Annotated in this window: 27 protein-coding genes; 12 read left to right on the top strand and 15 right to left on the bottom strand. The window is 68.1% G+C overall.

Annotated elements, in window-relative coordinates:
* Positions 1 to 39: 39 nt before the first annotated feature.
* The 8 genes from RT97_RS30270 to RT97_RS30235 form a co-directional block, all read right to left on the bottom strand.
* On the bottom strand, positions 40 to 1,563 hold the full coding sequence (locus tag RT97_RS30270) for a reverse transcriptase family protein (RefSeq protein ID WP_052810795.1): 1,524 nt from the start codon (positions 1,561 to 1,563) through the stop codon (positions 40 to 42).
* 80 nt (positions 1,564 to 1,643) lie between these two features.
* Positions 1,644 to 2,492, bottom strand: coding sequence for a tryptophan 2,3-dioxygenase (gene kynA / locus RT97_RS30265; RefSeq protein ID WP_042582548.1), 849 nt, complete (start codon positions 2,490 to 2,492; stop codon positions 1,644 to 1,646).
* Between the two features lie 16 nt (positions 2,493 to 2,508).
* Entirely contained in the window at positions 2,509 to 3,006 is a 498-nt protein-coding gene (locus tag RT97_RS30260; protein WP_042582547.1) for a hypothetical protein, read from the bottom strand.
* Between the two features lie 13 nt (positions 3,007 to 3,019).
* Positions 3,020 to 4,297, bottom strand: coding sequence for a kynureninase (gene kynU / locus RT97_RS30255; RefSeq protein ID WP_042582546.1), 1,278 nt, complete (start codon positions 4,295 to 4,297; stop codon positions 3,020 to 3,022).
* Positions 4,298 to 4,308: 11 nt separating this feature from the next.
* Entirely contained in the window at positions 4,309 to 4,962 is a 654-nt protein-coding gene (gene kynB, locus RT97_RS30250) for an arylformamidase (RefSeq protein ID WP_042582545.1), read from the bottom strand.
* An 89-nt stretch (positions 4,963 to 5,051) separates the two neighbouring features.
* Complete coding sequence (locus RT97_RS30245) at positions 5,052 to 5,354, bottom strand: YkgJ family cysteine cluster protein (RefSeq protein ID WP_042582544.1); 303 nt, start codon at positions 5,352 to 5,354, stop codon at positions 5,052 to 5,054.
* A 25-nt stretch (positions 5,355 to 5,379) separates the two neighbouring features.
* On the bottom strand, positions 5,380 to 6,315 hold the full coding sequence (gene argF / locus RT97_RS30240; protein ID WP_042582543.1) for an ornithine carbamoyltransferase: 936 nt from the start codon (positions 6,313 to 6,315) through the stop codon (positions 5,380 to 5,382).
* Complete coding sequence (locus tag RT97_RS30235; protein ID WP_042582542.1) at positions 6,312 to 7,520, bottom strand: aspartate aminotransferase family protein; 1,209 nt, start codon at positions 7,518 to 7,520, stop codon at positions 6,312 to 6,314. Before RT97_RS30235 ends, argF begins: the two co-directional genes overlap by 4 nt.
* A 159-nt stretch (positions 7,521 to 7,679) precedes the next feature.
* On the opposite strand from RT97_RS30235, the gene RT97_RS30230 reads away from it, so the two are divergent.
* Positions 7,680 to 8,084: a DUF3579 domain-containing protein gene (locus RT97_RS30230; RefSeq protein WP_042582541.1), complete on the top strand. Its 405-nt coding sequence runs from the start codon at positions 7,680 to 7,682 to the stop codon at positions 8,082 to 8,084.
* A 135-nt stretch (positions 8,085 to 8,219) separates the two neighbouring features.
* On the opposite strand, the gene rpsT is transcribed toward RT97_RS30230, so the two are convergent.
* Positions 8,220 to 8,534 (bottom strand): 30S ribosomal protein S20, encoded by a 315-nt coding sequence (gene rpsT, locus RT97_RS30225; protein ID WP_007831346.1) that lies wholly within the window; start codon positions 8,532 to 8,534, stop codon positions 8,220 to 8,222.
* Positions 8,535 to 8,651: 117 nt separating this feature from the next.
* On the opposite strand from rpsT, the gene murJ reads away from it, so the two are divergent.
* From murJ to RT97_RS30200, 5 genes are all read left to right on the top strand, one after another.
* Positions 8,652 to 10,205, top strand: coding sequence for a murein biosynthesis integral membrane protein MurJ (gene murJ / locus RT97_RS30220; RefSeq protein WP_042582540.1), 1,554 nt, complete (start codon positions 8,652 to 8,654; stop codon positions 10,203 to 10,205).
* Between the two features lie 82 nt (positions 10,206 to 10,287).
* Positions 10,288 to 11,142, top strand: a complete 855-nt coding sequence (locus tag RT97_RS30215) for a SirB1 family protein (protein WP_042582539.1) — start codon at positions 10,288 to 10,290, stop codon at positions 11,140 to 11,142.
* A complete protein-coding gene (locus tag RT97_RS30210) occupies positions 11,139 to 11,588 on the top strand; it encodes a bleomycin resistance protein (RefSeq protein ID WP_042582538.1) in 450 nt (149 codons plus the stop codon). Before RT97_RS30215 ends, RT97_RS30210 begins: the two co-directional genes overlap by 4 nt.
* Positions 11,589 to 11,717: 129 nt before the next feature.
* Positions 11,718 to 12,146: a YciI family protein gene (locus tag RT97_RS30205; protein ID WP_042582537.1), complete on the top strand. Its 429-nt coding sequence runs from the start codon at positions 11,718 to 11,720 to the stop codon at positions 12,144 to 12,146.
* 27 nt (positions 12,147 to 12,173) lie between these two features.
* Complete coding sequence (locus RT97_RS30200; protein ID WP_042582536.1) at positions 12,174 to 12,590, top strand: YciI family protein; 417 nt, start codon at positions 12,174 to 12,176, stop codon at positions 12,588 to 12,590.
* Between the two features lie 6 nt (positions 12,591 to 12,596).
* Here the strand turns inward: RT97_RS30200 and RT97_RS30195 are convergent, their stop codons facing one another.
* On the bottom strand, positions 12,597 to 13,577 hold the full coding sequence (locus RT97_RS30195; protein ID WP_155403938.1) for a formylglycine-generating enzyme family protein: 981 nt from the start codon (positions 13,575 to 13,577) through the stop codon (positions 12,597 to 12,599).
* A gap of 89 nt (positions 13,578 to 13,666) precedes the next feature.
* Here RT97_RS30195 and RT97_RS30190 point away from each other — a divergent pair, with 89 nt between their 5' ends.
* Entirely contained in the window at positions 13,667 to 14,893 is a 1,227-nt protein-coding gene (locus tag RT97_RS30190) for an RNA polymerase sigma factor (protein ID WP_253278348.1), read from the top strand.
* A 3-nt stretch (positions 14,894 to 14,896) separates the two neighbouring features.
* Here the strand turns inward: RT97_RS30190 and RT97_RS30185 are convergent, their stop codons facing one another.
* The 5 genes from RT97_RS30185 to purM all read right to left on the bottom strand — a co-directional run bounded on the left by RT97_RS30185 (position 14,897) and on the right by purM (position 19,444).
* Positions 14,897 to 15,895 carry a GlxA family transcriptional regulator gene (locus tag RT97_RS30185; RefSeq protein ID WP_042582534.1) on the bottom strand — a complete coding sequence of 333 codons (999 nt, stop codon included), beginning with the start codon at positions 15,893 to 15,895 and terminating at the stop codon, positions 14,897 to 14,899.
* Positions 15,862 to 16,491, bottom strand: coding sequence for a DJ-1/PfpI family protein (locus RT97_RS30180; protein WP_042582533.1), 630 nt, complete (start codon positions 16,489 to 16,491; stop codon positions 15,862 to 15,864). Before RT97_RS30180 ends, RT97_RS30185 begins: the two co-directional genes overlap by 34 nt.
* Positions 16,492 to 16,564: 73 nt before the next feature.
* Positions 16,565 to 17,131, bottom strand: coding sequence for an isochorismatase family protein (locus RT97_RS30175; protein WP_042582532.1), 567 nt, complete (start codon positions 17,129 to 17,131; stop codon positions 16,565 to 16,567).
* A gap of 133 nt (positions 17,132 to 17,264) precedes the next feature.
* Positions 17,265 to 18,350: an AI-2E family transporter gene (locus tag RT97_RS30170; RefSeq protein ID WP_080898483.1), complete on the bottom strand. Its 1,086-nt coding sequence runs from the start codon at positions 18,348 to 18,350 to the stop codon at positions 17,265 to 17,267.
* 53 nt (positions 18,351 to 18,403) lie between these two features.
* On the bottom strand, positions 18,404 to 19,444 hold the full coding sequence (gene purM, locus RT97_RS30165; protein WP_042582531.1) for a phosphoribosylformylglycinamidine cyclo-ligase: 1,041 nt from the start codon (positions 19,442 to 19,444) through the stop codon (positions 18,404 to 18,406).
* Between the two features lie 133 nt (positions 19,445 to 19,577).
* Between purM and hda the strand changes: the two genes are divergently transcribed.
* From hda to RT97_RS30140, 5 genes are all read left to right on the top strand, one after another.
* Entirely contained in the window at positions 19,578 to 20,264 is a 687-nt protein-coding gene (gene hda, locus RT97_RS30160) for a DnaA regulatory inactivator Hda (RefSeq protein WP_041942819.1), read from the top strand.
* 18 nt (positions 20,265 to 20,282) lie between these two features.
* Positions 20,283 to 21,917: a polynucleotide adenylyltransferase PcnB gene (gene pcnB, locus RT97_RS30155; RefSeq protein WP_042582530.1), complete on the top strand. Its 1,635-nt coding sequence runs from the start codon at positions 20,283 to 20,285 to the stop codon at positions 21,915 to 21,917.
* Positions 21,914 to 22,573: a 2-amino-4-hydroxy-6-hydroxymethyldihydropteridine diphosphokinase gene (folK, locus tag RT97_RS30150; RefSeq protein WP_080898482.1), complete on the top strand. Its 660-nt coding sequence runs from the start codon at positions 21,914 to 21,916 to the stop codon at positions 22,571 to 22,573. Before pcnB ends, folK begins: the two co-directional genes overlap by 4 nt.
* Positions 22,574 to 22,673: 100 nt before the next feature.
* Positions 22,674 to 22,871, top strand: a complete 198-nt coding sequence (locus RT97_RS33310; protein ID WP_216595197.1) for a hypothetical protein — start codon at positions 22,674 to 22,676, stop codon at positions 22,869 to 22,871.
* 126 nt (positions 22,872 to 22,997) lie between these two features.
* The gene (locus tag RT97_RS30140; RefSeq protein ID WP_012746613.1) at positions 22,998 to 23,642 is read left to right on the top strand and encodes a DUF47 domain-containing protein; all 645 of its coding nucleotides are present in this window, start codon (positions 22,998 to 23,000) and stop codon (positions 23,640 to 23,642) included.
* Position 23,643 lies beyond the last annotated feature (1 nt).

The raw sequence follows: 23,643 nt of genomic DNA, 5'->3' as shown, positions 1-23,643 counted from the left end.
GCGCTTTGCGTGGGCCTGGCAAGCACTACGTTCGACGGTTCAGCCCGGCGTCGGGACCGCCGGCCATTCGATGCGTTCGAAGAGGCGCATCAGCCTCGCCTTTCGCGCCGGGTTGAACTGGCCGATCCACGCGATGTGGCCCAGCAGGTGGCCGCGAAAGTCGGTCACCTTCGCGTGGTTCTGGCTCGAGGGCCCGTTCAGCACGCACTGATGCAGCACGGCCTTGAGGCGATCGAAGTCGGCGCGCGGCGTGTTCGCCTTCTCGTTCACGACCACGCCCGTCACGCGCTGCTGGCGGTGCTGCGGCATGCAGCGCACCTTGCGCGGATGGAGCGCGAAGCCCTCGTCGGCGGCGATGCCATCGACCCAGGCGCGCAGCGCCGTGAATTGCCCGCGGAGCGTCGCGGGTCCCGAGAACACGAGGTCGTCGGCATAGCGCGTGTAGGTGGCGCCGAAGACCCACGCCAGCCCTTCGAGCCGCAGGTCGAGTCGGAAGGCGCAGAGGTTCGCCAGCGCCGGCGAGCAGGGCGAGCCCTGCGGCAGGTGCGGTTCCGCGAGGCGCTTGGCGCCCATCCAGTCGAGCCCGCCGTCGTCCCGAAGACGCTCGATGACGGCCGCCGATGTGCGGTGCGTGCACAGCGCGGTGAGCGCGCGCGCCACGCCTTCGGGATAACCAAGCGTGCGCCACAGCGCATGCACGCGCGAAGCGCGAACGCTGGGAAAGAAGTCGCGCAGGTCGAAGCCGATCACCACTTCCTTGCCGACGTGCGCGGCTGCATGGCTCGAAACCGAACGCTCCTGCACGAAGCCATGCGCCGCCTCGTGCACGGGCACCCGCTGCAGCAAATCGTCGAGGATCCGGCGCTGGATGCGCTTGAGGTCCGCCTTCGGAATCTCGAGCAGCCGCAGGCCGCCCAGGCGCTTGGGCTGCATTTGGTAGCGGTAGTGCGATGCAGGGCGCGGGCGCGATGCATCGGGGGTGCGGAAGGCCTGCGATGCGTCCGTGAGCCACGCGAGGCGGTCGGGTTCGAGTTCGAGCCACTGCGCGAGATCGGCCAGCGTGGCCAGGCGGGGCAAGGCGAAGTGGTCGAGGCCCATCGGGCGCGGCAGCATCTCCACGGGCCGCAGGACAAGCCGGCGGATTCGCGGCAGCTCACCCTGTTCGAAAGCCAGTTCCAGCGCCTGTGTGTCGAGGATTGCCTTGGCCAGGCCCTGGAGGTCGGTGCGCTCCCATGTCGCGCGCGATCGCTTGCCGAGTTCATCGGCGAGCAGTTTGAGCCACGGTGGATCGGCGCCGAGTGCCGCTTCGGCTCGTGCACGCAATGCATCCGGCGAAGTGCCGCCGGGCTGCCTTGCATCGGCCAGCAGAGCGTGCGCGAGGCCGCGTGCAATCCATTCCCTGTAGCTCGGTTCGCGCGTCATGAAGGCGGTGAAGTGGAACGAAGGTGGCAACCGGCCCTTCAACCAGCCGGTGATGCGCCAGCTGCGCTGCGCGATAGCGCAGTCCCGCTCGCGCGCCGAAATGCATACCCATCCATCGACCGCGGGGGTGCCCCGCAGCACAAGGAAAGCGACGAATCGCCCGCCTTGTCGAGTCTTGAAGGTCCGGTGCCGCGGCGATTGTTGCACGCGGCATGCACCGCTCAGAGGTCGGTGCGCAGCTTCCAGATCTCGGGGAACAGCACCACGTCCAGCATCTTGCGCAGGTAGCTCACGCCGCCCGTGCCGCCGGTGCCGCGCTTGAAGCCGATCACGCGTTCGACCGTGGTCACATGGCGAAAACGCCAGAGGCGGAAGGCGTCTTCGAGGTCGGTGAGCTTTTCGCCGAGCTGGTACAGGTCCCAGTGGTCGTGCGGATTGCGGTAGACCGTGAGCCATGCGGCCTCGACGCCGTCGCTCGATTCGTAGGGCTGCGTCCAGTCGCGCTCCAGCCGGTCGGCCGGCACCGGCAGGCCGTGGCGTGCGAGGAGGCGCAACGACTCGTCGTAGAGCGATGGCGAGCGGTAGGCCTCTTCGACCTGTGCGAGCAGGTCGGCGCGGTGCGCATGCGGCTTGAGCATCGCGGCGTTCTTGTTGCCGAGCGCGAACTCGATGCAGCGGTATTGCGCGCTCTGGAAGCCGCTGGAGTTCGCCAGGTACGGGCGCATCGCCGTGTACTCGGGCGGCGTCATGGTCGAGAGCACGGTCCATGCGCTCACCAGCTGTTCCATGATGCGGCTCACGCGCGCGAGCATCTTGAAGGCATCGGCGAGTTTTTCGCCGGCGATGCAACTGGTGGCGGCGCGCAGCTCGTGCAGCATGAGCTTCATCCAGAGCTCGCTGGTCTGGTGCTGCACGATGAACAGCATCTCGTCGTGCGCGGGCGAGAGCGGGTGCTGGGCGTTGAGGATTTCGTCCAGGTGCAGGTAGTCGCCGTAGCTCATGGACTTGCTGAAGTCCAGTTGCGCCTTTTCTTCGTGGACGATGTTCTCGGGGGATTTGTCGGTGCTCATGATGTCTGCCTGCCGCTCATCGCCAGACCACGGCGGTGTATGAAACGCGGCCCATGCCGGACTCCTTCTTCGGATAGACGAAGCGCACGACCTCGCCCTTGCCTTCGCTCTTGCGCTTGAACTCCTGGTAGGTCTCTCCACCCGGGATGCGTCCCTTCTCGGCCGGCGCGTAGCCCGCGGCGCGCGCCTCCTTGACGAGCCCTTCGAAGGCGGCCTTGTCGGTCGTCGAGAGCTGGATGCTGTTCTCGCCGGCGCGGCTTTCCACGTAGGTGGACTTCATGAGGTTCGTCGTCTCGTCGTCGACGAACTTGTCGTATTCGATCATGCTGACCTCCTCGGTCACGGTCTTGTCCCTGTACGAGAAGCCCTGGCGCTTGATTTCCTGCCGGAAGGCATCGGGCGTCATCGCGGCGAAGGCCTTGAGCTGCGGCAGAGTGAAGCTCGGTTGCTGCGCGAAGGCGGGCGCGGCCGCCAGCAGGAGCGAAGCGATGAATGCGGTCAGTCGGTGTTTCATGGCGGGGCGCTGCTCAGGTCACTGCGTTCTTGCGATTGAATTCGGCACGCTTCCACTCGCCCGATTCGAGCACCTGCACGAGGTGTTCGACCGAGTTCCACACGTCCTCGAAGCCGATGTACAGCGGCGTGAAGCCGAAGCGCAGGATGTCGGGCATCTGCGCATCGCCGGCGCGGTAGTCGCCGATCACGCCGCGTGCGATCAGCGCCTGCACGATGGCGTAGGCGCCCTCGTCGCGGCTGAGGCACACCTGCGAGCCGCGCTGCGCGTGGTCCCGCGGGGTGACGAGCGCGAGGCCCTGGCCCGCGCAGCGCTCTTCGACCAGCGCGATGAACATGTCGGTGAGCGCGAGCGACTTGGTGCGCAACGCGGCCATCGCGCCCTGGCCGTCGTTGAAGGCTTCGGCGGCGAGCACCGTGTCGAGCCCGCACTCCAGGCCTGCCAGCGCGATGATCGGCTGCGTGCCGCAGAGGTAGCGGCCGACGCCCGGCGCAGGCCGGTAGTGAGGCGTGAATTCGAAGGGCGCCGCGTGGCCCCACCAGCCCGAGAGCGGTTGCTCGAACCGGCCCGCGTGCCGCGTGTTGACCCATGCGAAGGCCGGCGCGCCGGGGCCGCCGTTCAGGTACTTGTAGCCGCAGCCGATCGCATAGTCGGCGTTGCTGTCGTTCAGCGCCACCGGCACGGCGCCCGCGCTGTGCGCGAGGTCCCACACCGTGAGCGCGCCTGCGGCGTGCGCGGCGGCGGTGACGGCCTTCATGTCGTGCATCGCGCCGGTGCGGTAGTTGACGTGCGTGAGCATCAGCACGGCCACTTCGTCGGTCAGCACCGCGGGAAGTTCGTTTGCCTCGATCAGCTTGAGCGTGAAGCCGCGCTCGCGGCAGAGCGATTCGGCAATGTAGAGGTCAGTGGGGAAGTTGCTGCGCTCGCTCACCACCAGCTTGCGGCCGCTGTCCTTTTGCTGCGAGAGGGCGGCAAAAAGCACCTTGTAGAGGTTGACCGAGGTGCTGTCGGTGCACACCACTTCGCCGGGCGCCGCGCCGATGAGCCGGGCCACCTTGTCGCCCAGGCGCTGCGGCAGATCGAACCAGCTCGCGGTGTTCCACGAGCGGATGAGGCCTTCGCCCCATTCCTTGGTCACCACTTCGGCGATGCGGGCGGGGGCCGCCTTGGGGCAAACGCCGAGCGAGTTGCCGTCGAGGTAGAGAACGTCGGCAGGAATGGTGAATTGGTCGCGCAGGGCGCGCAGCGGGTCTTGCGCGTCGAGCGCGCGGCAGTCTGCAAGGGTCGTCATGATGGGAGGTTTCAGCGGGGAAGTTCGCGCAACACGGCGCGAACGGGGGAGGCATCGGCGCTCACCAGCTTGAGCGGCAGCGCGATGAGTTCGTAGTCGCCCTCGGGCACGTCGTCGAGCACGAGGTTCTCGAGCACGCGCAGATCGAGGCGGCGGATGCGTTGGTGGCTCTCCAGCGTCTTGCTGTCGGCCGGGTCGATGCTGGCGGTGTCGATGCCGATGAGCTTCACGCCCATCGCGGCCAGGCGCTCGACGGTGGCGGGTGCATAGGCCGCAAGTTGCGGGTCCCAGTGGCCGACAGGCATGGTGGCATAGGTGCGCACCAGCACGCGCTGCGGCAGGTCGCTCGTGACCGCATGGGCGATGTGCTCCCACTCGATGAGCGGTCCCTTGGCGATGGCATGGATCACCCGGCACGGGCCGAGGAAGGGCGCGAGATCGACGTGGCCGATGGTCTGGCCCTCGGGGTCGTAATGAAGGGGCGCGTCGGCATGCGCACCGATGTGCGGCGAGAGCTTGATCTCGCTGACGTTAACCGGGCACTCCGGCGAAATGGTGGCGGCCCAGCGCTGCTGGTAGGGCGTGTCGCCGGGGAACACCGGCGCGCCTTCATGCACCGGGGGGGAAATATCCCAGATGCGGGATGGGGGTTGCTGAGAACGCATGGCGCGAAGTTAGCGCCGGGCGAGGGGTCGTGGTGTCGGTTATTTCCAACACACGGCGTGACCAGATGATGTGGCTTGGGAATCCAGCCCTAGAGCGCGGGCAGCCCGTGCCGGGCGCGCGCCCGCTCGCAGGCGTCGCTGCCGGACTGCAACTCATGGCATGGGTTGGGGCGCCATTCGTAGATGCCGCAGGCCACCGAGTGGCCGATCTTTCCGGTGAGCGCCGCGCAGCGCATCGGCGTGTGGTCGGTGCCGCGCATGCGGCAGAGGGCGTCGTTCACCTCGACCGCAAGACCCGAGGGCACGCGGCCGCCGTTGTCGTCGAGCTCATGCACGCTGAAGTCGACGCGATAGCTGGCGCAGCAGGCGCCGCATTGCTGGCAATGGGACACGCTGCCGCGCCTTTTCTTCAGAAGCTCAGAGCTTGCCGAGCAGCAAGAACTCCATCAGCGCTTTTTGTGCGTGAAGGCGGTTCTCGGCTTCGTCCCACACGACCGACTGCGGCCCGTCGATGACCTCGGCCTGCACTTCCTCGCCGCGATGCGCGGGGAGGCAATGCATGAAAAGAGCGCCGGGCTGGGCGATGCGCATCATGTCTTCGTCGACGCACCAATCGGCGAAGGCCTTGCGGCGCGCCTCGTTCTCGGCTTCGTAGCCCATGCTGGTCCAGACGTCGGTGGTCACGAGGTCGGCCCCGCGGCAGGCTTCCATCGGGTCCTTGAAGACCTTGTAGCTGTCGCCCGAGCGGATGCCCGCGACCGACTGGTCGACCTCGTAGCCGCTGGGCGTGCTCACGTGCACCGTGAAGCCCAAGATTTCGGCCGCCTGCAGCCAGGTGTTGGCCATGTTGTTGCCGTCGCCCACCCAGGCCACCGTCTTGCCCTGGATCGATCCGCGGTGCTCGATGTACGTGAAGATGTCCGCGAGGATCTGGCAGGGGTGGAACTCGTTCGTGAGGCCGTTGATGACGGGCACGCGCGAGTGCGCGGCGAAGGTGTCGATCTTGGTCTGCTCGAACGTGCGGATCATGACGAGGTCGACCATGCGGCTGATGACCTTGGCGCTGTCCTCGATGGGCTCGGCGCGGCCGAGCTGGCTGTCGCCGGTGGTCAGGTGCACCACGCTGCCGCCCAGCTGGTACATGCCCGCCTCGAAGCTCACGCGGGTGCGCGTGCTGGCCTTCTCGAAGATCATGGCCAGCGTGCGGTCGACCAGCGGCTGGTGCTTTTCGTACGTCTTGAACTTCTTCTTGATGATCGCCATGCGATCGAAGAGGTAGACGTACTCGTCGGCGGTGAGGTCGGCGAACTGCAGGTAGTGGCGAATGGCCGGCGGTGTCGAGACGGTCGTCATTGCGCGGCAGGCTCCGACAGGAAGTTTTTGACGATCGGCGCGAGGATCGCAACGATCTCGTCGGCCTCGGCAATGCTCAGGATGAGCGGCGGCACGAGGCGGATCACCTTGTCGGCGGTCACGCTCAGCAGCAGGCCGGCGTCGCAGGCGCGGTTCAGGATCACGCCGCAGGGACGGTCGAGCTCGATGCCCAGCATCAGGCCCTGGCCGCGGATTTCCTTCACGCCGGGCAGCCCACCGATTTCGCGCTCCAGCGCGGCCTTGAGGTGCGCGCCCACGGTGGCGGCGTTCTCAAGGAGCTTGTGCTCTTCCATGATGCGGATGGTCTCGACGCCGGCACGCATCGCGAGCGGGTTGCCGCCGAAGGTGGTGCCGTGGTTGCCCGGGCCGAAGATGTTGGCGGCCTTGGGGCCAGCGACCACGGCGCCGATCGGCACGCCTGAACCCAGGCCCTTGGCCAGCGGCATCACGTCGGGCTTGATGCCAGCCCACTGGTGCGCGAACCACTTGCCGGTGCGGCCCATGCCGCACTGCACCTCGTCGATCATCATGAGCCAGTCGCGCTCGTCGCAGAGGGCGCGCACCTGCTTGAGGTACTCCCAGCGCATCGGGTGGATGCCGCCTTCGCCCTGAATGGTCTCGAAGAACACGGCGACCACGTTGGGGTTGCCTTCGGTGGCTTTCTTGAGCGCCTCGATATCGTTCAGCGGCACGCGGATGAAGCCCTCGACCAGCGGGCCGAAGCCGGCCTGCACCTTGGGGTTGCCGGTTGCCGACAGGGTGGCGATGCTGCGGCCGTGGAAGGCGGCTTCGTAGACGACGATCTCGGGGCGCTCGATGCCCTTGTCGTGGCCGAACTTGCGCGCCAGCTTCAAGGCCGCTTCGTTGGCTTCGAGGCCGGTGCAGCAGAAGAAGGCGTTGGTGAGGCCCGACAGCTCGGTCAGCTTGGCGGCGAGTTGCTCCTGGCCGGGCACGTGGTAATAGTTGGAGCTGTGGATCAGCTTGGTCAGCTGGTCCTGCAGCGCGGGCACCAGCTCGGGATGGTTGTGGCCCAGCGTGTTGACGGCAATGCCGCCCAGGCCGTCGATGTAGGCCTTGCCCGCGGTGTCCCAGACTCGGCAGCCTTGGCCATGCGACAGTGCGATCGGCAGGCGACCGTAGGTGTTCATGACGTGGGGCGAGGTGGGTTGGGCGGTAGCGCTCATTGGGTTCTCCAGATAGGGAACGCGGATTCTAGGCGTGCGATTTGACGGCTTCGTTGAGGATTTCGCATTACAGCAATGCCCCCGTTCAGGATGCAAAAAGTGCCCCGGATAGAATCCGTTGCTGCACCGCAGCACCTGCTCCGGTCGCCTCATTCAACGATGATTTCCCCCACCGCCAAAGAGATATTCATCCAGGGCATCACCCGAGATGGCCGGACCTTCCGCCCCAGCGACTGGGCTGAGCGGCTGGCGGGCGTCATGAGCTCATTCCGGCCCGGCGGCGCCTTTCCGGGCAGCTACCTGAGCTATTCGCCCTGGTGCGAGCCGACCACCATCAACGGTATCAAGTGCGTGATCGTCAACCGCGACCTGCGCGATGCCGAGCCGATGGCCTGGGACTTCTGCGTTAACTTCGCGAAGGACAACGATCTTCAGGTCTCCGAGATCTGTCCGGCAGCGCCCGCACCGGCCGTGCCGAAGGCCGCTCAAACGCCGGTGGCCGCCGTGGTGCGCTCGGACCCCGTCGCACCGGTGATTCCCGTCGAGCCTCCCAAGGCCGACTGACTCGGCAGGACACGCTCGGTACCAACCGAGCGCCCATGAAAAAACCGCCCGAAGGCGGTTTTTTACACTTTGCTGCAGCGCACCCCGATCAAACGGCGGACTGGAGGATTCCGGTCCGGGCTTGCCTGACAGGTGTCAGGCGGCGGCCTTTTCAGGCGCGAGGGCGAGGGCCTTGACCTTGGCCGACAGGCGGCTCTTGTCGCGGGCTGCCTTGTTCTTGTGGAAGATGCCCTTGTCGGCGACGGTGTCGACGATGCTCTGGGCCTTCGCGAACAGTTCGCTTGCCTTGGTCTTGTCGCCAGCCAGAACAGCCTTTTCGACGTTCTTGACCGCGGTACGGTATTTGGAGCGCAGCGAGGTGTTCGCAGCGTTGAGCTTGGTGTCCTGGCGGACGCGCTTACGGCCGGAGGCGAGGCGCGGGTTCTTTTTCTTGGGCTTGGCGGATGCCATGATTTAGTTCCTTAGGTGTCTGAGGATGATGCAGCAAAGCCCTCCATTATAGGCCGGGTCGGCTTTTCCTCCGAATCGGGCCATTTCGGGCACTTTCGGGGCCCTACACTCGCCCCCGTGTCCCTGCTCAAATCCGCTTCCACCGTTTCCCTCCTGACCCTCGCCTCGCGCATCACGGGGCTCGTGCGCGACGTGCTCTTTGCCTCGGTGTTCGGCGTCAGCGCGCTCACCGATGCCTTCAACGTCGCCTTCCGCATCCCCAACCTGTTCCGTCGCGTTTTCGGCGAAGGCGCCTTCAGCCAGGCCTTCGTGCCGGTGCTGGCCGCGCGCAAGACCGAAGGCGGCGAGGAGGGCGCCAAGGAACTGATCGACCACGTCGCCACGCTGCTGACCTGGACCCTCCTGGTGCTGTGCGTGGCCGGCGTGGTCGGCGCGCCGCTCCTGGTCTGGGCGATGGCCAGCGGCCTGAAGGGCTTCGACGCGGCCATCGTCATGACGCGCTGGATGTTCCCCTACATCGGCTTCATGTCGCTGGTGGCGCTGGCGGGCGGCATTCTCAACACCTGGCGCAAGTTCGCGGTGCCGGCGGCGTCGCCGGTGCTGTTGAATCTGGCGCTGATCTTCTCCATCGTGGTCGGCGCGCCGCTGTTCCGGCGCTACGGCATCGAGCCGATCTACGCGCAGTGCGTGGGCGTGCTGGTCGGCGGCGTGCTGCAGCTCGCCCTGCAGATACCGGCGTTGCGCGCCCTCGGCCTGATGCCGCGGATCGGTGCGAGCTTCAAGGCGCTACGCGCCGCTTGGACCGACCCGACCACCCGCAAGGTGATGAAGCTGATGCTCCCCGCCCTGCTGGGCGTGAGCGTCGCACAGATCTCGCTGCTCATCAACACGCAGATCGCCTCGCACCTGGCGACCGGCAGCGTGACCTGGGTGGTCAACGCCGACCGGCTGATGGAATTTCCCACCGCGATGCTCGGCGTGGCGCTGGGCGTGGTGCTGATGCCGCAGCTGTCCAGCGCCCGCGCCGCCAAGGACGACGCCCGCTATTCCGCGCTGCTCGACTGGGGCCTGCGCCTCGTGGTGCTGCTCTCGGCGCCGTGCGCCATCGCGCTGCTGCTGTTCGCGCAGCCGCTGGTCGCCGTGCTCTTTCACAACGGCGCCTTCGGCGACGAGGACGTCAAGCACACCACCCTGGCGCTGATGGGCTACGGTGTCGGTCTCGTGGGGATCGTGGCCATCAAGATCCTCGCGCCCGGCTACTACGCCAAGCAGGACACGCGCACGCCGATGCTGATTGCCGTGGGCGTGCTCGTCTTCACCCAGGTGCTCAATTTCTTCCTGGTGCCGGTGCTGCAGCATGCGGCGCTGACGCTCACCATCGCCATCGGCGCGCTGGTCAATGCGACCTGGCTGCTGGTGGGGCTCGTGCGGCGCGGCAGCTACGTCCCCGAGCCCGGCTGGGGCAAGTTCACGCTGCAGGTGCTGGCCGGTACGCTGGTGCTGGCGGCCTTCCTGGTGTGGGGCGCGCGCTATTTCGACTGGATCGGCCTGCGCGCGCAGCCCCTGCACCGCATCGGTCTCCTGGCCGCGCTCGTCGCGGGCGCCGCGCTGATCTATTTCGCCATCCTGGCGGCGGTCGGGGTGCGGCTGCGCAGTTTCATGCGCCGGTGAGCCTTCGTCCGGTCGTTCGGCCGCTTGGCAATACGCGTGTGTCCCGCCTTGACGCTCCCCGGATGCTCCTCTACAAAGACACATGACGTTCACATTTCAGGTCCCGACCGCTCTGGAATATTTCGAGTCGCTCGTCCGCAGCGATGATCATTTCCCGCTCCTCGAGGCCGCCGCCAGCCTGGCGCAGGACGAGTACCCCGAGCTGGACGTCCAGCAGGTGCTCGGCGACGTCGACCAGCTCCTGGCCCGCCTGAAGCGGCGCCTGCCGGCCGATGCCGCACCGCTCGCCCGGCTGCGCGCGCTGAACCAGTTCTTCTTCAACGACCTGAACTTCGGCGGCAACGTCAACGACTACTACGACCCCGACAACAGCTACCTGAATGCCGTGCTGCGCACCCGCCGCGGCATCCCGATTTCGCTGGCGGTGCTTTGGATGGAGCTGGCACAGGGCCTGGGCCTGCAGGCGCGTGGCATCGGTTTTCCGGGGCACTTCATGCTCAAGGTCACGCTGCCCAAGGGGCAGGTGGTGATCGATCCGTTCACCGGCAAGTCGCTCTCGCGCGAAGAGCTCGGCGAGCGGCTGGAGCCCTACAAGCGCAGCAATGGGCTGGTCGGCGATTTCGACGTGCCGCTGGGCCTGTACCTGCAGCCGGCCAGCTCGCGCGAGATCATCAGCCGCATGCTGCGCAACCTCAAGGAAGTGCACCGCGCGCAGGAAGACTGGCAGCGCGCCATCGCCGTGCAGGACCGCCTCATCGCGCTCCTGCCCAGCGCCTGGGGCGAATACCGCGACCGCGGCATCGCGCACGCGGAACAGGGCAACACGACGCTCGCGGTGCGCGACCTGGAGGTCTACCTCACCAACGCCGAGGACGCCCTGGACATCGACGCCATCGCCGAGCGCGTGGCCGCCTTGCGCCGAACGGCCAACGGATGACCGCCAAGGCCGGTGCAAGCGGCGTGGGTGGCGTGGGCGGCGCGGCGCCCGACCTGGGCACCCTGCACGAATTCCACGGCGTGCAGCCGGTGCTGCCGGTGTCGGACGTCACGCGCGCCGCGCGCTGGTTTCGCGACGTGCTGGGCTTCGAGCTCGATTTCATCGCCGGCGAACCGCCCAGCTATGCGCGGGTGAAAAAGGGCGACGGCAGCCACGGCGACCCGGTGTACCTGCGCCTGTGGCAATGCAGCACCCGCGGCGCGCCGCCCTGGCGCGGCGAGATCGTCATTCACGTGGGCAAGGACATCGACGGCCTGCACGCCGCCTACGTCAAGCGCGGCGTGACGGTGATCGAGCCGCCGGTCTCCCAGCCCTGGGGCCTGCGCGAATTCGCGATCCGGGAGCCCGATGGCCATGTGCTGCGCTTCTGCGGCTACCTGCCCTGAATTTCTGAAACACAAAATTACAACTGGATCGATGCGAAGGTGTCGATCCCGCTTCCGTTCGTCCGACGTGAATACAGGAGCGCGCAATTTCAGCGGCTCCCGATTTCATCAACCTTCAGGAGAAACGACATGCGATTCATGATTCTGGTCAAGGCGAACAAGGATTCCGAAGCGGGAGTGATGCCGAGCACCGAAATCCTCACGGAGATGGGCAAGTTCAACGAAGAGCTGGTCAAGGCCGGCGTGCTGCTGGCGGGCGAGGGCCTGCACCCCAGTTCCAAGGGCGCGCGCGTGCGCTGCGAAGGCCTGAAGCGCACCGTCATCGACGGTCCCTTCGCCGAAACCAAGGAACTGCTGGCGGGCTTCTGGCTGCTGCAGGTCAAGTCGAAGCAAGAAGCCATCGAGTGGATCAAGCGCAGCCCGTTCCAGGAAGGCGAGATCGAGATCCGCCAGGTGTTCGAGGCCACCGACTTCGGCGACTCGATGACCCCCGAACTGCTGGCTCAGGAAGACCGCCTGCGGGCCGAATCCGCCAAGCGCAGCGGCGCTGCCGGCTGAGCCCATCGAATCCCAAGGAGCAACACCATGCGATTCATGATGCTGATGATTCCCCACGGCTACGAGACGGCCGCGCCCGGCACGATGCCCGACGACCGCGAGGCGATGGCCGCGATGATGGCCTACAACGAATCCCTGCAGAAAGCCGGCGTGCTGATCAGCTGCGACGGCCTGCATCCGCCTTCGATGGGCGCGCGCGTGAGCTTTCCGGGGCGCAAGCCCAAGGTGGTCGACGGCCCCTTCGCCGAAGTGAAGGAAGTGCTCGGCGGCTACTGGGTGATCGAGGTCGCCTCGCGCGCCGAAGCCATCGAATGGGCCGCCCGCTGCCCGGGCGGCGAGAACGAGGTCATCGAGGTGCGGCAGATCCAGGAGCTGGCGGATTTCCCGTCCGATCTGCAGGCCGTGGCCGAGAGTTTCCCGTCGATGCAGACGGTGAAAAAGTAAGGCGTACTAATCCTCCCGGACCAGCCGGATCCCCACGAGCGTGTAGCGCGTGTCCGGCGCGTTCCAGTTGCGGTACGCGGTGCGCGCATAGAAGGGCCACGTATGCCAGGAGCCGCCGCGGCGCACCCGCACTTCGCCGGTGGCCGGGCCCTGCGGGTCGTCGACCGGGGAGGCCGCGTAGTATTCCTCGCCATGCCAATCGGCCACCCACTCCCAGGCATTGCCGTGCATGTCGTAGAGGCCCCACGCGTTCGGTGCGAAGCTGCCGACCGGGGCGGTGAATGCGTAACCGTCGTCGCCTTTCAGCGCCATCGATTGCCAGCGCGGCCAGTACGCGGCGCTGCGTGCGTCGAACACGTTGGCCGTGCGCAGCAGGACTTGCGGGTCGTCCCCCGCGCTGTAGCGGGTGCGCGTGCCGGCGCGGCAGGCGTATTCCCATTCGGCCTCGGTCGGCAACCGGTAGCGCTTGCCCTCGGCCGTGCTCAGCCACGCGGCCAGCGCCTGCGCGTCGTTCCAGGTCACATTGACGACCGGGTGGTCGTCGCCCTGCGCAAAGCCCGGGTTGCGCCAGGAGTAGCGCGGGTCGCGCCCCTCGAAGGCATCGCCGCGCTTCGTCGTGGCGGGGTCGTAGTCGGCGCGCCAGCCGTAGCCGCCGGTACCGTCGGCGATCGACTCGGGCACGTAGCCCGAGGCTTCGACGAAGCGCCGGAACTGCCCGACCGTCACCTCGTGCTGGCCCATCCAGAACGACCGCGTGATGCGCACCCGGTGCGCCGGCCCTTCGTCGCCGAGCTTGGCGAAGCGCTCCTTGGGCAACTGCGGGTAGGCGGCGGCCAAGGTCTCGGGCTTCTCGTCGCTGCCCATCATGAATTCGCCGGCCGGCAGCTTCACGAAGGCCATGCCAAGGCTGTTGCGCACGGCTTCGATCTCGGAAGCCTGGGCGGCACCGCCCATGACGAGGCACAGGATCAGGAAGCATCGCTTCATGGCCGCATGCTAGCGAGCGGCGAAGGAGCGGTCGAGTGAGCGGCAAGGACGAAGCCGCCATCCACCGCGCCATCGACGCCGTCTGGCGCATGGAATCCGCAAAGATCATCGCCACCGTCGCGCGCATGCTGCGCGACGTGGGCCTGGCCGAAGAACTGGCGCAGGACGCGCTGGTCGCCGCCCTGGAGCAATGGCCCGGAGCCGGCGTGCCCGGCAACCCCGCCGCCTGGCTCACGCAGGTGGCCAAGCACCGTGCCCTGGACCGCCTGCGCCATGGCCAGCTGGCCGAACGCAAGGCGCCCGAGATCGGCCGCGAGCTCGACGCACAACACGAGATGGCCGAGGCCGATTTCGCCGAAGCGGTCGATGCGGCGCTGGACGACGACATCGGCGACGACCTCTTGCGCCTGGTCTTCACCGCCTGCCATCCGGTGCTCTCGACCGAGGCGCGCGTGGCGCTCACGCTGCGCCTGATGGGCGGCCTCACGACCGACGAGATCGCCCGCGCCTTCCTCGTGCCCGAAGCCACCGTGGCGCAGCGCATCGTGCGCGCCAAGCGCACCTTGCTCGAAGCGCGCGTGCCCTTCGAGGTGCCGCGCAGGCACGAGCTGCAAGCGCGCCTGGCCTCGGTGCTCGAGGTGCTCTACCTGATCTTCAACGAGGGCTACTCGGCTACTGCCGGCGACGACTGGATGCGCCCTGCGCTTTGCGACGAGGCGATGCGCCTGGGCCGCATCGTGGCCGAACTGGTGCCCGATGCGTCGGAGGTTCACGGCCTCGTGGCGCTGATGGAAATCCAGGCCTCCCGCACGGCCGCGCGCGTCGGCGCCTCGGGCGAGCCGGTGCTGCTGCTCGAACAGAACCGCGCGCGCTGGGACCAGATGCTGATCCGCCGCGGCCTCGCAGGCCTCGCGCGTGCCGAGGCGCTGGGCGCGCTCGGCCCCTACGCCCTGCAGGCCGCCATCGCCGCCTGCCACGGCCGCGCGCGCACCGCCGAGGAGACCGACTGGGCGCGCATCGCCGCGCTCTACGACGCGCTGGCCGAGTTGGCGCCATCGCCCATCGTCGAGCTCAACCGCGCGGTCGCGCTATCGATGGCCTTCGGTCCGGCCGCGGGGCTCGAGGTGGTCGATGCGCTCATGGACGAGCCGGCGCTCAAGGGCTATCACCTGCTGCCGACGGTGCGCGGCGACCTGCTTTTCAAGCTCGGGCGGCGCGAAGAGGCGCGCAAGGAGTTCGACCGCGCCGCCTCGCTCACGCGCAACACGCGCGAGCAGGCGCTGCTGCGCGCGCGTGCGCGGGCCTGCACGGGCTGAGCGTCAGGGTTTGAGCGCCGTGTTCGCTTCCGAAGGCGAACCGGGCAGGCCGAACTGGTGCCAGGCCCGGCGCAGTTGCGTGTCGGAGCCGAAGCCCGACAGCTCCGCCGCCCGCGTGACGCTCGCGCCCGACGAGAGCGCCAACTGCGCCGCCGCGAGCCGCAGCCGCCGCAAATAGGCCAGCGGCGCCACGCCCGCATGCTCCACGAAAAGCCGCGTGAGGTGCCGCGCCGAGGTGTGGGCCACATCCGCCATCCGCGGCACGCTCCAGTCGGCCTGGGGTTGTTCGCTCACGGCGTCCTGCACGCGGTGCAGCGCCGCGTGCAGGTGGTTGCGGTAGGCGAGAAAGGGCGAAAGCTCCGGGTCGTGGGGGCCGCGGCGCAGCGCCACGACCATCGTCTGCGCCACCTGGGCTGCGAGCGCCTCGCCGCAGGTCTCGGCGATGCGGTGCAGCACGAGGTCGATGCCGGTCGTGACGCCCGCGCTGCTGTAGAGCGGCGGATCGATCACGAAGACGCGGTTGCTCACCACGTCGCAGCGCGGCTCGACCGCGCGCAGCTCGTCCAGGTGATGGTGGTGCGTGGTGGCGCGCCGGCCCGCGAGCGCGCCGGCATGCGCTGCCAGCAACGCGCCCGCGCAGACCGTGACCAGCTCCACGCGGCCGCGCTCGAACCGCTGGCCGCGCAGCCAGTGCAGCAGGTCCTGCGTCTCGGAGTTGTCGATGGCGATGGTGTCGCCGGGCAGGCCGACCAGCACCACCCAGGCCGGGCCGTCCCACTGCGTGGGCAGGGGCGAGAGTCCCGCGAGCGCGACGCCGACCGAAGCCATGGACGTCGGCCGCGGGCTCGCGAATTCGATCGCGAAGCGCTCGGGCTGGCCCGACGCCACGAGCCGCTGGTTCGCGATGCGCAGCGCCTCGGCCGGCCCGGCCCAGTCGAGCACGAGGCTGCCGGGGAGCAGCACGAAGACTACGCGGATGGGTGGCTGGTGTTGTGGGTCCATGCGTAGTCCATCTGCCGTGCGGTTCGCTCGGCCAGCGCGCGCCCCGCGAGGCGTTCGACCAGGTGCAGGCTCATGTCGATGCCCGCGCTGATGCCGGCCGAGCTGACGATGCGGCCGGTGTCGACCCAGCGCACCTCGTCGCGCACGTCGAGTGTCGGGAACTGCGCGCGCAGATCGGCGATGTCTTCCCAGTGCGTCGTCACGGCCTCCCGCGTCACGACACCGCTCTTGGCGAGCAGGAAGACGCCGGTGCAGACGGAGGCGACGAGCTGCGCGCCGGCCGCGCACTCGGCGATCCAGCGCAGGGTTTCGGGGCTCGCCATCGGCGCATCGACCACGCCGCCGGGAACGATCAGCACGTCGGCCGACGGGTTGCTGGCGATGGTGTGATCTGCCAGCAGTTGCAGGCCGGCGCGCGCCTGCACGGGCTGGCCTTGCGGCGCAAGCGCCACCGAAGCGACGTCGAACGGCGCCGCCGTGCCCGGCTGCATGCGCTGGCTCACGCGGCTTGCGGTGGTGAACACCTCGAAGGGCCCGGCGAAATCGAGTGCCTCGACGCCGTCGTAGGCCAGGATCAGCACGCGCAAGGCGGTCATTGGTGCACCCTTGGCGCTGCGCGCCTTCCCGCCAGGCGGGAGCGAGCTTGCTTGGGGCCGCCCGGCGCGGCGCTCATGCCGCCGCGCCCGCGCGTTCCAGCGCCTGCGGCACGCTGCAGATCGTCGCGAAGCGCCCGGCCAGCACGGCGGCGGTGCGCGACTTGATGTCGGTAGCCGCGAGCGGCCGGCCGTCGGGCTGCACCATGTCGAAGGTCAGCGTGGCGTCGGTCACGTAGTCGACCTCCCAGCCCAGGTCCGAGGCGTGGCGGGTGGTGGTTTCGCAGCACTGCTCGGTGCGGATGCCGCTCACGATCAACCGGCGCACGCCGTTCTCGGTGAGCCATACGTCCAGCCCGCTGTTCACCAACGCGCTGTGGCGGTGCTTGGTGAAGGTGGCCGCGGCCTCGAATGCCGCGAGGCCGCCAATGGGATGGACGTGGCCCGATTCCACGGCGAACGGGTTGCTCGCATCGCTCGGCTCGTCGACGTGGAAGATGCGCACGATCGGCAGGCCCGCCGCGGCGGCGCCTTCGATCAGCGCGTTCTGTGCGGCGAAGTAGGGCGCCGCGACGCCTTCGTTCCAGTACGCGCGCTGGCGGAACGATTCCTGGGCGTCGATCACAATCAGACAGGTTTTCATGGCGTTGCAAGGCTCGCGGAAGCGGAGTGGATGATGCCGCGTATTCTTCTGCGTCGCCAGGGGCCAGGTCCGCGCGGAAGCGGACCAGAACCGATCAGATCAGGACATTGCTGTCCTGCGGTGCTCCAAGCCGTCAGACCAGCGATGCGGCCTGCAGCTCTTTCTTCAGGTAGGCGTAGTACAGCGGCGCCGCCACCAGCCCTGCCGGCCCGAACACCGCCTCGGCCACGAACATCACCGCGAGCAGCTCCCACACGCTCATCTGCGTGCGGGCGCCCACGACCTTGGCGTTGATCACGTACTCGGCCTTGTGGATCACGATCAGGAAGATCAGGCAGGCGGCCGCCGTGAGCGGCGAGACCGAGAGGCCCACCAGCGTGATCACCGAATTGCAGACCAGGTTGCCCACGATCGGCACCAGCCCGGCGAGAAAGGTGAGGGTGATGAGCGCCGGCGTGTAGGGCAGGTGCGCGCCCCACAGCGGCATCAGGAACAGCAGGAAGATGGCGGTCAGCAGCGTGTTGAAGGCGGCGATCCAGAACTGGGCCGCGACGATCTGGGCGAAGGCTTCGCCGAAGGTCTCCACGCGCTGGTGCAACTGCTCGGCCAGGGGCTTGCGCCGCAGCGGCGCCGCAGATACGGCGGCCAGGCTGCCGACGATCAGGCCCACGTAGGAAAAGAGCAGCCCGTGCAGCCAGGCGCGCCCGGCCATAGCGAGCGAGCCAGCCTGCGCGCGCAGGTAGTTGGCGATCACGCGCTGGATCTCGGCGGCGCCTTCGGGCAGGTAGGTCGCGATGTCGGGCGGCAGCTTGGAGCGCAGCTCGAGCACCGTACGGGCGGTGTAGTCGAGCAGTTCGCGGTACTGGTCGGGTGCATCGACGATGTACTCGCGCGCCTGAGAAAGCCCCAGCGTGACCAGCGCGGCCGGCGCCAGCAGCACCACGATGACCGCCAGCACCCCGGCCCAGCCGACGGCGCTCGCGCGCATGGCCGGAATGCGCAGGAAGCCTTTTTCCAGCAGGCGGGCGAACCGGCGGGTGACCAGGAAGCCGATGCACACGCAGATCAGGCCCGGCAGCAGGTGCTCCCACATCACCAGCATCAGCGCGCCCAGCATCAGCAGGTAGCTGGCGAGCATCACGCCGCGCGAGGCCGTGGGCCGGACGATGGGCGCCGCGGGTGCGGCGGCGGTGAAGGTGGGTTGCGGCTTCTTGGCCATCCGGGGGAGTGGGTGCGCTGCTCGGGTGCTTGGGGGGAACGGACCGTCGGCGCTCAGGCCACGACCACCGCGGCGCCTTCGCCGCGCGCGGCGATGACGCCGATCTCGTGCACCTTTTCACCCGACGCGCGCAGCGTGGCGGCGCAGGCAGCGGCCTCGGCCGCATCGATGACTACGACCATGCCGATGCCGTTGTTGAAGGTGCGGTTCATCTCGATGTCGTCGATGCCGGCGACCTTCTGCAGCCAGGCGAAGAGCTCGGTCTGCGGCCAGCTGCCCTTCTTGAGGTGGGCGGCGGTGCCTTCGGGCAGCACGCGCGGAATGTTCTCCAGCAGGCCGCCGCCGGTGATGTGGGCCAGCGCCTTGATCGGGTGCTTGGCCAGCGCCTCGAGCACCGGCTTCACGTAGAGGTGGGTGGGCTCCATCACGGCTTCGCGGAAGGGCTTGCCGTCCAGCGTGGCGGGCAGGTCGGCGCCCGCGCGCTCGATCACCTTGCGCACCAGGCTGAAACCGTTGGAATGCACGCCGGCCGAGGCCAGGCCCAGCACCACGTCGCCGGGCTTGACGTCCTGGCCGGTGAGGATCTTCGACTTTTCGACCGCGCCGACCGCGAAGCCCGCCAGGTCGTACTCGCCGGCGGGGTACATGCCGGGCATTTCGGCGGTTTCGCCGCCGATGAGGGCGCAGCCGGAGAGCTCGCAGCCGCGGGCGATGCCGCCGACCACGGCCGCGGCCGTGTCCACGTCCAGCTTGCCGCAGGCGAAGTAATCGAGGAAGAAGAGCGGCTCGGCGCCCTGCACCAGCACGTCGTTGACGCTCATGGCCACCAGGTCGATGCCGACCGTGTCGTGCATGTTCCACTCGAAAGCCAGCTTGAGCTTGGTGCCCACGCCGTCGGTGCCGCTCACCAGCACCGGCTCCTTGTAGCGCTTGGGCACCTCGAACAGGGCGCCGAAACCGCCGATGCCGGCCAGCACGCCTTCGCGCATGGTCTTCTTGGCCAGGGGCTTGATGCGGTCGACCAGCGCGTCGCCGGCATCGATATCGACACCTGCATCCTTGTAGCTGAGCGGGGTGGGCGTAGGGGAAGTCATGGGTGTGCGAAAGCGAACAAGAGAGCCCACAAGAGGCGGGGTGGTAGAGGCGCCGGCAACCGGAGCGGCCGGGCCGATAGAATTCCTGTTGATTTTAAGGGCCCCAGCGGCCCCCTCCATGAACCTTCCCGGGATGAAACAGCTCGCGCTCGATATCGGCATTGCGACGGGCCCCAGCTTCGACGCCTTTTTTGCCGGCCCCAACGAGGCGGCGCTGCGCCACCTGCAAGTGTGGGTGGGCAGCGCCGGCAGCCCTGCGCTGCACTCGCCGGTGCCTACCTATCTTTGGGGCGAAGGCGGCAGTGGCAAGACCCATCTGCTCGAATCGGTGCGTGTCGCACTGCGCGAGCAGGGCGCCAGCGTGGGCTGGCTGCACGCGGGCCTCCTGGAGCCGCCGGAGTTCGACGAGCGCTGGGGCGCCGTGCTGCTCGACGACGTGCACCTCTACACCGCCGTGCAGCAGCACGCGGCCTTCAACTGGTTCGTCAATGCCCAGACCCTGCAACGCGGCGTGGTCGCCGCCGGTGCGCTGCCGCCGGCCGACCTGCCGCTGCGCGAGGACCTGCGCACGCGCCTGGGCTGGGGCCACGTGTTCCATCTGCAGGTGCTGAGCGAAACCGAACGCCGCGCGGTCTTGCGCCAGGCGGCCGATGCGCGCGGCGTGATGCTGTCGGACGACGTGCTCGACTTCATGCTGCACCGCTTCAGCCGCGACCTGGGCAGCCTGATGGAGTTGCTCACGCAACTCGACGGCTACGCGCTCCAGACACAACGCGCGATCACCATCCCGTTGATCCGATCCATGCTCGAAAACGAATAAGAAGAGCTTTCACAACCAATGATCAAGAAATTCATCGACAAGCTGCTGGGCAAATCCGCCGGCAGTGCACAGGGCAAGAGCCGCTTCGGCAAGCGCCAGGAGGTGCCGGCAGAGGTTCACAAGATCGATCCGGCCCTGGTCGACGAACGCGCGAAGAACGTGGTCACCACGCTCCAGCAGGCGGGCTACGAGGCCTACGTGGTGGGCGGCGCGGTGCGCGATCTGCTGCTGGGCCTGCGCCCCAAGGACTTCGACGTGGCCACCAACGCCACGCCCGAGCAGGTCAAGTCGCTGTTCCGCCGCGCCTTCATCATCGGTCGGCGCTTTCGCATCGTGCACGTGGTGTATGGGCGAGGGCGCGAGCACGAGGTGATCGAGGTCTCGACCTTCCGCGCCTACATGGACAGCGCCGCGGCCGAGCAGGTGGCCGGCAACGAGCGCACCAGCAAGGGTGAGCTGGCGAGCATGAAGCACGCCGTGGACGCCAGCGGCCGCGTGTTGCGCGACAACGTCTGGGGCCCGCAGGAAGAAGACGCGGCGCGCCGCGACTTCACCGTCAACGCCATGTACTACGACCCCGCCAACCAGGTGGTGGTCGACTATCACAACGGCATCAAGGACGCCCAGAAGCTCACGCTGCGCATGATCGGCGACCCGGTGACGCGCTATCGCGAAGACCCAGTGCGCATCATTCGCGCGATCCGCTTCTCGGCCAAGCTCGCGGCGCTGGGCTTCAAGATGGAAGCCAAGACCGCTGCGCCGCTGATCGAGTCGAGCAAGCTGCTGGCCGACGTGCCGCAAAGCCGCATGTTCGACGAGATGCTCAAGCTCCTGCAGACGGGCCATGCCATCGCCACGATCGAGCAACTGCGCAAGCTCGGGCTCGCCACCGGCATCTATCCGCTGCTGGACGTGGTGGTCGAGCGCGCCGATCAGCCGTTCGTGAAGGCCGCCCTGCAGGACACCGACCGCCGCGTGGGCGAAGGCAAGCCCGTGGCGCCGAGCTTCCTGCTGGCCTGCGTGCTCTGGGCCGACGTGCGCGACGGCTGGGCCCAGCGCCAGGAAGGCCGCCATGGCCAGCGCCCGCAGCCGCCGTTCCCGGCGCTGCAGGACGCGATCGACGACGTGTTCAATTCGCGCATCGGCGATGTCTCGGGCCGCGGCAAGCTGGCCGCCGACATGCGCGAGATCTGGATGATGCAGCCGCGCTTCGACAAGCGCACCGGCTCCACGCCCTACAGCCTGGTCGAGCAGGCGCGCTTTCGGGCCGCCTTCGACTTCATGCGGCTGCGTGCCGACGTGGGCGAGGTCAGCGAGGCGATTGCCGAGTGGTGGCAGGAATTCAGCACCGCCGACGACGTGCGCCGCCAGGACCTGCTCGAGCAGGTGCGCGACGAGCAAAAGACCCGCCAGCGCGTGCGGGTGCGCGAGACGCCGCCGCCGCCCAAGCCCCGCAGCGAGCCGGTCGCCCGGCAGCGCCAGGGTGAGGCCCAGGCCCAGAATTCCGATCAGGACGACGAAGTCGAAGTCGAGGCCGGCGCCGTGCCGCCCGATGGCGAGGCCCCCGCAGCGCGCAAGCGCCGGCGGCGCCGCAAGCCCCGCACCGGAGGTGGTGGCGGTGGTGAGGGCGGCGGGAGCGCCGAGGGCGCATGAGCGCGTCCGGCCAGCCGAAGGACGGCAAGAAAAACCCCAGGACCAGTGACAAGGCCAAGGCCGCACCGCCGCGCGCGGGCGGTGCCAGGCCCGCGCCGGCCGGTGCCAGGAAGGGACCGCCAAGCGGCCCTCCCGCACGCCGTGCGCCCACCCGCGCCCCCACGAGTCGCCCCCGCGGTCCGCGCGAGGACTACCCGACCGTCCAGGCCTTCGTCGCCATTGGCGCCAACCTGGGCGATGCCGAAGCCTCGGTGAAGGCCGCCATGGCTGCCATCGGCGCACTGCAACGCACCACGGTGACCGCCCGTTCGTCGCTCTACCGCAGCGAACCGGTGGACGCCGAAGGTCCCGATTTCGTCAACGCTGTCGTGGCCGTGCGCACCGGCCTGGATGCCGAGCAGTTCCTGGTGGCGCTGCAGCGCCTGGAAACGCAGGCCGGCCGTAAAAGGCCGTTCCCCAATGCGCCGCGCACGCTCGATCTCGACCTGCTCATGCACGGCAACTCGGTGATCGACACGCCCACGCTGACCCTTCCGCACCCCCGCATGCGCGAGCGCGCCTTCGTGCTGAAACCGCTCGCCGAGATCGCCCCCGACAAGGTGCCGCGCGCCGCGCTGGCACGCGTCACGGGCCAGGTGGTCAAGCGCATCGTCTGAAGAAGCCGGGCGGCTCTACGTCCTCGATCTCGCCGGCGTGGCGGTTTCGCGGTCAGTGGGGCGCTGGGTGCATGCGGCCCTCTACCGGCTGGGCGTCGCGGTGACCGCCTCCGTCACTGCGGTGGGCGGCACCTGCGGTTCCGCAGTCATTGCGGGCATTGCTGCCTTCCTGATGCTGCAAGCCGTCCGGATGCCCCGGCGTTGGGTTTCCCACTGGGGCGTGCTGCTGATCGTGGCGCTTCGGATGGGCAGGATTTACGGCCGTTGGCATCTGCCGGCGTTGCAGTTGCCGGGTTGAATCGCGGGGCCATCCGGCCGCCCCGAAAAACAGGCCCGGCCGGGCACGTTCGTCGCTCCCGTTAAACTTCGCCGGTTTTTCATGAAGGCGTCATCAAGTTGTGATTGGCGCACCCCAGGAGTTTTCATGTTCGGCAAGCTGCTGCCCCGCGAGGGCAATTTCTTCGAGATGTTCAACCAGCACGCCGAGCGCATCGTGGAGGCGGCGAGGGCTTTCGAGCAACTCGTGGCCAACTACAGCGACGTGCACCTGCGGGAGCAATACAACCGCGACGTCGACAACGCCGAGCGCGCGGCCGACCGCGTGACGCACGACGTCAACCGGCTGATCCACAAGACCTTCATCACGCCCATCGACCGCGAGCAGATCCACAAGCTCATCAACACGATGGACGACGTGGCCGACCTTATCCAGGACTCGGCCGAAACCATGGCGCTGTACGACGTGCGCCACATGACCGACGAGATCGTGCGCCTGACGGCCCTGAGCGTGAAGTGCTGCGACCGCCTGAAGGACGCCGTGAAGTTCCTCGGCAAGATCGCCGATCCGGCCGTGGCCGAAGCGACGCTCAAGACCTGCGAGGAAATCGACCGCCTCGAGTCGGATGCCGACCGCGTGATGCGCAGCGCCATGAGCAAGCTGTTCCGCGAGGAGCCCGATGTGCGCGAGGTGATCAAGCTCAAGGCGATCTACGAGCTGCTCGAGACGATCACCGACAAGTGCGAGGACGTGGCCAACGTGATCGAGGGCATCGTCCTCGAGAATTCCTGAG

The sequence above is a fragment of the Variovorax paradoxus genome (assembly GCF_000834655.1).
Lineage (GTDB): Bacteria > Pseudomonadota > Gammaproteobacteria > Burkholderiales > Burkholderiaceae_C > Variovorax > Variovorax paradoxus_F.
Note: the sequence above shows the minus strand (reverse complement) of the source record. Positions and strands in the feature narration are given on the sequence as shown.

What these genes read in the sequence shown, in the direction of transcription:
- kynB (WP_042582545.1), bottom strand. Translation starts at nt 4,962, where the DNA reads ATGCGTTCTCAGCAACCCCCATCCCGCATCTGGGATATTTCCCCCCCG.
- RT97_RS30175 (WP_042582532.1), bottom strand. Translation starts at nt 17,131, where the DNA reads ATGAAAACCTGTCTGATTGTGATCGACGCCCAGGAATCGTTCCGCCAG.
- RT97_RS30205 (WP_042582537.1), top strand. Translation starts at nt 11,718, where the DNA reads ATGCGATTCATGATTCTGGTCAAGGCGAACAAGGATTCCGAAGCGGGA.
- RT97_RS30235 (WP_042582542.1), bottom strand. Translation starts at nt 7,520, where the DNA reads ATGAGCGCTACCGCCCAACCCACCTCGCCCCACGTCATGAACACCTAC.
- RT97_RS30190 (WP_253278348.1), top strand. Translation starts at nt 13,667, where the DNA reads ATGGAATCCGCAAAGATCATCGCCACCGTCGCGCGCATGCTGCGCGAC.
- RT97_RS30215 (WP_042582539.1), top strand. Translation starts at nt 10,288, where the DNA reads ATGACGTTCACATTTCAGGTCCCGACCGCTCTGGAATATTTCGAGTCG.
- RT97_RS30140 (WP_012746613.1), top strand. Translation starts at nt 22,998, where the DNA reads ATGTTCGGCAAGCTGCTGCCCCGCGAGGGCAATTTCTTCGAGATGTTC.
- rpsT (WP_007831346.1), bottom strand. Translation starts at nt 8,534, where the DNA reads ATGGCATCCGCCAAGCCCAAGAAAAAGAACCCGCGCCTCGCCTCCGGC.
- RT97_RS30260 (WP_042582547.1), bottom strand. Translation starts at nt 3,006, where the DNA reads ATGAAACACCGACTGACCGCATTCATCGCTTCGCTCCTGCTGGCGGCC.
- RT97_RS30170 (WP_080898483.1), bottom strand. Translation starts at nt 18,350, where the DNA reads ATGGCCAAGAAGCCGCAACCCACCTTCACCGCCGCCGCACCCGCGGCG.
- RT97_RS30180 (WP_042582533.1), bottom strand. Translation starts at nt 16,491, where the DNA reads ATGACCGCCTTGCGCGTGCTGATCCTGGCCTACGACGGCGTCGAGGCA.
- RT97_RS30195 (WP_155403938.1), bottom strand. Translation starts at nt 13,577, where the DNA reads ATGAAGCGATGCTTCCTGATCCTGTGCCTCGTCATGGGCGGTGCCGCC.
- argF (WP_042582543.1), bottom strand. Translation starts at nt 6,315, where the DNA reads ATGACGACCGTCTCGACACCGCCGGCCATTCGCCACTACCTGCAGTTC.
- kynU (WP_042582546.1), bottom strand. Translation starts at nt 4,297, where the DNA reads ATGACGACCCTTGCAGACTGCCGCGCGCTCGACGCGCAAGACCCGCTG.
- RT97_RS30230 (WP_042582541.1), top strand. Translation starts at nt 7,680, where the DNA reads ATGATTTCCCCCACCGCCAAAGAGATATTCATCCAGGGCATCACCCGA.
- RT97_RS30210 (WP_042582538.1), top strand. Translation starts at nt 11,139, where the DNA reads ATGACCGCCAAGGCCGGTGCAAGCGGCGTGGGTGGCGTGGGCGGCGCG.
- pcnB (WP_042582530.1), top strand. Translation starts at nt 20,283, where the DNA reads ATGATCAAGAAATTCATCGACAAGCTGCTGGGCAAATCCGCCGGCAGT.
- kynA (WP_042582548.1), bottom strand. Translation starts at nt 2,492, where the DNA reads ATGAGCACCGACAAATCCCCCGAGAACATCGTCCACGAAGAAAAGGCG.
- folK (WP_080898482.1), top strand. Translation starts at nt 21,914, where the DNA reads ATGAGCGCGTCCGGCCAGCCGAAGGACGGCAAGAAAAACCCCAGGACC.
- hda (WP_041942819.1), top strand. Translation starts at nt 19,578, where the DNA reads ATGAAACAGCTCGCGCTCGATATCGGCATTGCGACGGGCCCCAGCTTC.
- purM (WP_042582531.1), bottom strand. Translation starts at nt 19,444, where the DNA reads ATGACTTCCCCTACGCCCACCCCGCTCAGCTACAAGGATGCAGGTGTC.
- RT97_RS30200 (WP_042582536.1), top strand. Translation starts at nt 12,174, where the DNA reads ATGCGATTCATGATGCTGATGATTCCCCACGGCTACGAGACGGCCGCG.
- RT97_RS30185 (WP_042582534.1), bottom strand. Translation starts at nt 15,895, where the DNA reads ATGGACCCACAACACCAGCCACCCATCCGCGTAGTCTTCGTGCTGCTC.